Here is a 7,271-nt window from a genome sequence, read left to right as displayed (position 1 = left end):
GGCGGCGGACGTCGCTACCGGCCCGGCCCCGGCCGGCCAGGTACAGGACGCCTTGGCCCTGCTGCCCGCCGACATGGGCGCGGCCAGGCGGATGTTGTCCTACCTGCAGCGCAGTGGACTGCGTCCGCTCCGCGTGTGGCCGGCCGGGATGCCCGGTTCGGCCGAGCCGAAGGTCGACTTCGCCGACCGGGACGCGGTACGCGGTCTGGTGGCGGACCTCGCCAGGCGTGGCAAGCTACCCGGCACCGTGGTGCACGGCCTGATGTTCGGCCCGGACAGTGCCGGGAGCGGCGGTGAGACGGCAGGCACGGCCTCGCTGATCTGGCTCCTACAGGCGATGCAGCGATACCGGGGCGAGGCCGGACTGGACACGGTCCGGCTCGTCGTGCTGACGAGCGAAGGCGCTGACGTCACCGGCGCCGAACCGGTCGTCCCCGGCCGTGCGATGGTCGCCGGCCTGCTGCGGACGGCCGAACTGGAGATCGAGTCGCTGCGGTGCGAACTGCTCGACGTCGGCGCCCGCAGCACCACGTCGACCGTCGTCGGGGCGATGGCCGGACAACGTCTCCCGCAGGCCGCTGTTCGTGGCGCCGACGTGTGGATTCCAGCCGTCCGGACCGTCGGCGCCCGGAGCTCGTCCCAGCAGACGCTCACCAGCCGGGGCGTTTACCTGATCACCGGAGGGCTGGGCGCACTGGGCCGGTTCTCGGCGCGTGCGCTGGCCGACACCGGGCTCAACCCGAGGATCGCCCTGCTGGGCCGGTCCGCCGAGGACCAGGACGATCCCACGATCGCGGACCTGGTGGCCGACCTCGAGATGTCCGGTGCCGAGGTCGAGCTGGTGGCGGCCGACGTGGCCGACGACGCCCAGCTCGAGGCCGCGATCAAGCGGATCCGGGAGCGGTTCGGGCCGGTCGACGGCGTGCTGCACGCCGCGGGGATCAGCGGCGACGGCATGCTGGAGCTGCGGACCGCGGAACAGGTCGACGCCGTGCTGCGTGCGAAGGTCGACGGCGGCCGGCTGCTGCACCGCCTACTCGGCCACGAGCCGAACCTGCGGCTCGTGGTGCACTTCGGCAGCCGGGCCGCGCTGACCGGACTGGTCGGCAGCGGCGACTACGCGGCAGCCAACAGCTACCTGAACGCGCTGGCCTGCCGCGAGTCCGCGGACGACCGGACGGTCGTGTCGGTGAACTGGCCGGGCTGGGCCGAGGCGGGAATGGCCGTTCGCGGAGCGGCCGCCGCGGAGACCGGGGCGCTGGTGGTCACGTCGACCTGGTCCGGCGCCGAGTGGTTCCTGGACGAACACCGTGTCGCGGGTACGCCGGTCCTGCCCGGCACCGGATATCTCGACCTGATCGTGACGAGCGCGACGCGCCAGGGACTGGTGCCGCCCGGCCGGCCGATCGTGGTGGCCGACCTGGTGTTCGCCAAGCCGCTGGCAGTGGCCCGGGACACCGAGGTCGCGGTCGGGTTCACCGTGGAGGGCACGAGCTTCCAGGTCGCGGTGCGATCGCGGGGCTCGGCAGGCGACGAGTGGACCGAACACGCCCGTGCCGTGCTGCGGTCGTCCGACGCGCAGCCGCTCGACATCGACGGACCTGGCTTCGTCGAGCGGCTCCGCGGCGGCAGGCAGGTCGCGGTGGACACCCACGGCGCGGCGGTCCGGTTCGGCGCGCGGTGGCGCAACGTCGAACACGTGGCCAAGGTGGACGACGAGCTGCTGGCGGCGTTGGCGTTGTCGGCGGAGCACCACGCCGACCTGGCGGACAGCTTCGCGCACCCCGCGTTGGTCGACATCGCGACCTCGATCGCCCAGGAGTCCGCTGAGCGGCCGTACCTGCCGTTCCACTACCGCGAGGTCACGTTGTTCCGCCCGGTCCCCGCCGAGGTGTACGCCGTGAACCGGGTGACCACCACGGCCCCGGACGTCCTGGTGGCGGACGTGACCCTGTACGACCGCACCGGTCGCGAGGTCGCTCGGATCACCGGTTTCACCATGCGGCCGGTGGACGTCGGGGAGTTCGAACGGGCCGTCACCGCACCTCCCACGCCGCGCGTCGGTTCCCTGATGTCGCCACAGGAAGGTGCGGAGCTGCTGCTCCAGGTGGTGCGGTCCGCCATGCCCCCCGTGGTGGTCGCCCTGCGGCCCGACGAGTCCCTGCCCGGCTACGTCTTCCTGGACGACCCGATCCTCCCGGCCGCTCCCGTGGCCGAAAGGGAACCCGCTCCGGCCGGCGGGACGGCACTGCCACGGACCCCGGCACCGAGCGACACCAGCACGGAGATGTCGGTGGAGGACCAGATCCGGCTGTTGTGGCAGCGGCTGCTCGGTGTTGTCGACGTGGCCGCCGACGCGGACTTCTTCGACGTCGGCGGCACGTCGATGGCCGCCGTCCAGCTGGTGTCCCGGATCCGGGACGAGTTCGACGTGCAGCTGGGTGTCGGGACGATCTTCGAGATGGGCACGGTCAACCGCCTCGCCGCCGAGGTCCGCCGGATCAGCGGGAAGCCGTGATGACCAGGGCACTGGCGCCCGGCCTCCTCAAGGGCGACGCGGCTGTGGTGACCGGGGGAGCCTCCGGCATCGGTCTGGGCATCGCGCGGCACATGGCCGCGCTCGGTGCGGACGTGGTGATCAGTGGGAGGTCCGCCGACCGGCTGGCCACGGCCGCGGCCACGATCAGGGCCGAGACAGGGGTGGCCTGCTCGACGTACGTGTGCGACGTGCGCGCGGAGGAGCAGGTCGCCGGGCTGCGCGACCACGTCCTGAAACTGTTCGGCACGGTGACGATCCTGGTCAACAACGCGGCGGCGAACTTCGAGATGCCTGCCGAGCGGATGACCTCGCGAGCCTTCACCACGGTGGTGGACGTGGACCTGGTGGGCACCTTCCTGGTCACCCGGGCCCTGGTGGCGGACATGATCAGCCAGGGTGGCGGAGCGGTGCTCAACATCGTCGTCCCGGACGCCGAACGGGGCTTTCCCGGCTACGCGCACTCCGGCGCGGCGAAGGCCGGGATCATCTCGCTGACCCGGTCATGGGCCCGGGAGTGGGGCGTGCACCAGGTCCGGGTGAACGCGCTGGGACCGGGGCCGGTGCCCACCGAGGGAGTCACGCGGAACATGCTGGGGCTGGGCGACGACGTCGGCCGCGCCTTCGCCGAGTCGGTCGACCGCATTCCGCTCGGCCGGCTCGGCACGGTCGACGACGTCGCGGTCGCCGGCTGCTTCCTGTGCTCGCGAGCGGCGGCGTGGATCACCGGTGTCAGCCTCAACGTGGACGGCGGCATGAATGTCGCCTGAGCGCGTCGAGATCGTCGACTCGATCGCCGCGGTGGACCGCGACGAGTGGAACCGGCTCGCCACCCCGGCCGGGTTCTACTCGTCGTACGAATGGCTCGCGACCGTCGAGCCGGAGAACCAGGGGCACTGCCGGTACGTCGAAGTGTGGCAGGGCGATCGCCTGGCCGCGGCCCTGCCGGTCTACCTCGTCACCGCGCAGTCCAACACGTCCTACCGGCCGGCGACGCACTTCGACAAGGCCCCGGCGGCCGCGACGGTCTGCCTGGCGGGCAGCCATCGCGGATACCGCAACACCGTTCTGCTCGACCCCGAACTCACCGGGAGCGCACGGGCCGGTGCGCTCGCCGCGGTGGCCGACGCGCTCGGCCGGACCTGCGCCGGCGCAGGCTATGCCTACTTCCTGTTCCTGACCAGTGCGGGCGTCGCCACTCTCCGCGAGCTCGGCGGGTGCCTACCGCCGGTGCCCACCTATGCGGCGGAGGCCACGCTGGCCGCGGTCGGCGAGGGGTTCGACGACTACCTGGGCAGCCTGACCGCCACCAGGCGCAAGACGGTCCGCAAGGAGATCCGCAGGTTCGGCCGGGCCGGTCTGACCGTTTCCGTCGAGCCGGTGTGGGAGCAGCGCGACCTGCTGGTGCGGCTGGTCGGCAACCTCAACCGCAAGCACGGCCGCGCGTTCGCCGAACGCGACCACCGCGCGGCGCTCGATCGTCAGCAAGAGCACCTGGCGGGCAGCGCGGTGATGTTCGTGTGCAGAGCAGGGCTCCTGCCGGTCGGCCTGACCATGGGGTTCGTCTGGGGCGGCTGGCTGTACCTCTGGTACGCGGGCTTCGACTACGACCGGATGCCCGGTGGGTACGAGTACTTCAACGTGACCATCTACGAACCACTCCGGTACTGCTACGAACACGGCCTTTCCGGGGTGCACCTCGGAGCGGGCACCCAGCACGCGAAGGGTGTCCGGGGCGCCACGGTCGCACCGCTCTTCGCTTCGGCCTGGCCGGTGTCCGAAGTGGACGAGCTGGCGTCCACCGGCCTGCGCGAGCGGGTGGCGGAGCACTGGCGGGCGCAGATTTCGCTGGCACCGCGGGCGTTCCCGGTCGAGCGCTGGGGTGACATCGTGCCCGGCCGACAGAAGGAAGCGGTATGACCGCCCGTTCAGTGGTCGTCGTGGATCCCTACTCGTCCGGGAACCTGTTCGCCGCCGCTCTGCGCGAGCACGGCTACGTCCCCGTGTGCGTCACCACCGGCGAGACCCCGCCGGAGATCTACCTGTCGTCCTACCGCCCGGCGGACTTCGACGCGGTGCACGTGTTCCGAGGAGATCCCACGTCCCTGGCCGCCGAGTTGCGGCACCTGTCACCGGTCGCGGTCATCCCGGGAGCGGAGACGGGTGTGGAGCTGGCGGACACGCTCGCCGCGGCGCTGACCCCGGACCGGGCGAACGTACCGGCAACCACGTCCGCGCGACGGCACAAGGGCGAGATGGCCCGGGTGGTGTCGGACAGCGGCCTGCCCGCGTTGCGCACACTGTGCACATCGGACGGGGAGGAAGCCAGCGCCTGGTTGGTGCGCGTGGGGCTGGCCGACTCGGACATCGTGCTGAAGCCACCGCGCAGCGGTGGCGGGAACGGGTTCACGCTCGTGCCCGCGGGGACGGACTGGCGCCCGGCGTTCGACGCCCTGCTCCGCACTCCCGACCAGTACGGCAACCTGGACGGTGAGGTGGTGGTCCAGGAGTACGCGGCCGGCGTGGAGTACGCGGTCGACACCGTGAGCCAGGACGGCGGGCACGCGGTCACGGCGATCTGCCGGTACGGCAAGACCCGCAACGCCACGCACGCGGCCGTCTACGAGAGCATCGAGTTCCTGCCGTTCGGCCTGCCTGGTCATCCCGAGGTGTGCGACTTCGTCAGGAAGGCGCTCGATGCCCTGGGCGTCCGGTTCGGCGCCGCGCACACCGAGGTCATGGTCACGGCCGACGGGCCGAGGCTGATCGAGGTCGGGTGCCGGATCGCCGGAGGTGGCCTGCCCGACGCGTGCCGGCTGGCCACCGGCGAGAGCCCGGTCGACCGGGTGGTGCGGTGCGTCGAGGGGGCGTTGGGGCGCCAGGACTTCGACCTGGAGCTGCCGGTGGTCGTCGCGTTCCTCGTCGCCCGCGACGAGGGTGTTGCCACCAACGCCGAGGTCTTCCAGGGGGTTCGTTCGCTGGCCAGCTACTGCGGTGGCCACATCGGGTTCCGCACGGGCGAGTACGTCGCCAGCACCGCGGACCTGATCACGACCATGCGGTCGGGATGGGTGCTCCTGGGCAACCACGACCGGATGCGGCTGCTCGCCGACTACCAGGCGGTTCGCGACATCGAGCGGACATTCATCATCGAAGGGGAACCGGCGTCATGACGGAGTTGCTGGACCGCATCCTTGCCGCGCTGCCGCACGGAACCCTGCCCGGCGCACAGCGGTGCATGGCGGCACTGCGCGACGAACTGGGTGCGGTCGCCGGCCGGAAGGTGCTGGTCGCCTACGGCGGCGGCAAGGACAGTTCCTACACCGTCGCGTTCGTCAGGGTGGTGCAGCTGCTGGCGCTGCGGACCTCGGGAGTGACGTTCGACGTCCGCGTCGTCACCAACATGCAGCCCGGAATGGCACCGGACGTCCTGGCCAACATCGCCAGGGTCTACGACGCGCTGGGTATGTCCGGGGACGACAGGTGCGAACTACTGCTGCGGAACGGGGCCACGGTCGGTCCGTTCGCCCCCGACCAGCCGCTGGATCCGGCCATGCTGCGGCGTTACCGGGCGGACGTGCTCATGGCCGGCCACCGCGCGGCAGGCAGTGGACGGCCGACGTTCTGCAACTCCTGCAACATCGACATGGTCAGCGCGTTCGCCGCCGCGACCGACGGTGTCGGGGGTGCGGGCGGCGTCGACCTGATCATCACCGGTGACTCCGGCCGGGAGCAGCGGATGTACCAGGTCTGGATCAGGCGCCTGGCCGAACGGGTGCTCCCCACGAGGGACCGGGACAGCGGATTCCCCGGCTTCCAGCGGACTGTCGCGGCACTGTCCGACGTGTACTTCCGGGACCTGCACGGCGACGACGCCGGCACGCGGTCGAGTCGAGCGGTGACGCTCTCCGACCGGGCGGTCCGGTTCTTCTCCGTCTACGACTACACCGACTACTCGTCGGGGCCGCACTGGTCGTTCCTCACCGGCTTCCTGGGGTTCCGGTTCGAGGAGGCGGCGTTCAACTTCACCGAGTCCGACTGCGCGAACCCGTTGCTCATGGCACACCTGCAAGGGCTCCGCGCGGAGCGGCTGCACGGACGCGACTACGCGGAGGGGATCGCGCAGTACCTGAGGTTCGGGCTGAACCTGATGCGTGCGAAGGACATGCCGGAGAACCTGGTCGACGTGATGCGCATGCGGTACACGGGCACGGACAACCTGGCGCGGATGCGGGCACGGGCGCAGGAGTACAGCGAGGCGGTATACGGGCTGTCCGAGGAACAGTTGACCTGCATGGTGTTCTCACCGTTCACCGACGGCTGCGCCGCGTTGCCCGCCTACCTCCGAAGGGAACAGCCACAGCTCCTCGCGCGGACCGGCGAACTGCGTGCCGTTCTCCTGGGGGAGTACGACCGCACCGACCTCGCGGAGGCGGTCGAGCGGATGAGCGGCCTGACCCTCGCCCAGGCTCGCCACCTTGTGCACACGCCAGCCGTGGCGTCCGTGCGGAGTCTGCGCGGACCCGAGCCGATCACCGAGATCCTCCGCCGCGACCCGCACAAGGAGTTGCTCGACGACGGCGGTGACCTGATTTCCGGGCGGTGACGCCGGTGTCCCCTCTTTTCGTGTCCTGACAGCCACTGCTCGGTGGCATTCACTGGGGCCGTGACGGTAGGTCAGTGGGATGACGCCGCGCCGGGTGCGGACGAGGTCATGGTGTCGTTGCGTTCCCGC

The 7,271-nt window shown here is 71.2% G+C and carries 5 protein-coding genes; all 5 read left to right on the top strand.

What is annotated here, in order from left to right; translation table 11 throughout:
• Nucleotides 1–2,518, top strand: a 2,518-nt coding sequence (locus tag ACJ73U_RS21190) for an SDR family NAD(P)-dependent oxidoreductase (RefSeq protein ID WP_407779406.1), incomplete at its 5' end; no start/stop codon positions are given.
• Complete coding sequence (locus ACJ73U_RS21185) at nt 2,518–3,306, top strand: SDR family oxidoreductase (RefSeq protein WP_407779405.1); 789 nt, start codon at nt 2,518–2,520, stop codon at nt 3,304–3,306. The genes ACJ73U_RS21190 and ACJ73U_RS21185, both read left to right, overlap by 1 nt.
• Nucleotides 3,296–4,456 carry a GNAT family N-acetyltransferase gene (locus ACJ73U_RS21180; RefSeq protein WP_407779404.1) on the top strand — a complete coding sequence of 387 codons (1,161 nt, stop codon included), beginning with the start codon at nt 3,296–3,298 and terminating at the stop codon, nt 4,454–4,456. The genes ACJ73U_RS21185 and ACJ73U_RS21180 overlap by 11 nt, the downstream gene beginning before the upstream one ends.
• The gene (locus ACJ73U_RS21175; RefSeq protein WP_407779403.1) at nt 4,453–5,709 is read left to right on the top strand and encodes an ATP-grasp domain-containing protein; all 1,257 of its coding nucleotides are present in this window, start codon (nt 4,453–4,455) and stop codon (nt 5,707–5,709) included. Before ACJ73U_RS21180 ends, ACJ73U_RS21175 begins: the two co-directional genes overlap by 4 nt.
• Nucleotides 5,706–7,142, top strand: coding sequence for a hypothetical protein (locus ACJ73U_RS21170; protein WP_407779402.1), 1,437 nt, complete (start codon nt 5,706–5,708; stop codon nt 7,140–7,142). The genes ACJ73U_RS21175 and ACJ73U_RS21170 overlap by 4 nt, the downstream gene beginning before the upstream one ends.
• Nucleotides 7,143–7,271 lie beyond the last annotated feature (129 nt).

It is taken from the genome of Actinophytocola sp. (assembly GCF_045807065.1).
Classification (GTDB): domain Bacteria; phylum Actinomycetota; class Actinomycetes; order Mycobacteriales; family Pseudonocardiaceae; genus Actinophytocola.
Note: the sequence above shows the minus strand (reverse complement) of the source record. Positions and strands in the feature narration are given on the sequence as shown.

Coding starts and splice junctions, on each gene's coding strand:
- ACJ73U_RS21170 (WP_407779402.1), top strand. CDS start 5,706: ATGACGGAGTTGCTGGACCGCATCCTTGCCGCGCTGCCGCACGGAACC.
- ACJ73U_RS21180 (WP_407779404.1), top strand. CDS start 3,296: ATGTCGCCTGAGCGCGTCGAGATCGTCGACTCGATCGCCGCGGTGGAC.
- ACJ73U_RS21175 (WP_407779403.1), top strand. CDS start 4,453: ATGACCGCCCGTTCAGTGGTCGTCGTGGATCCCTACTCGTCCGGGAAC.
- ACJ73U_RS21185 (WP_407779405.1), top strand. CDS start 2,518: ATGACCAGGGCACTGGCGCCCGGCCTCCTCAAGGGCGACGCGGCTGTG.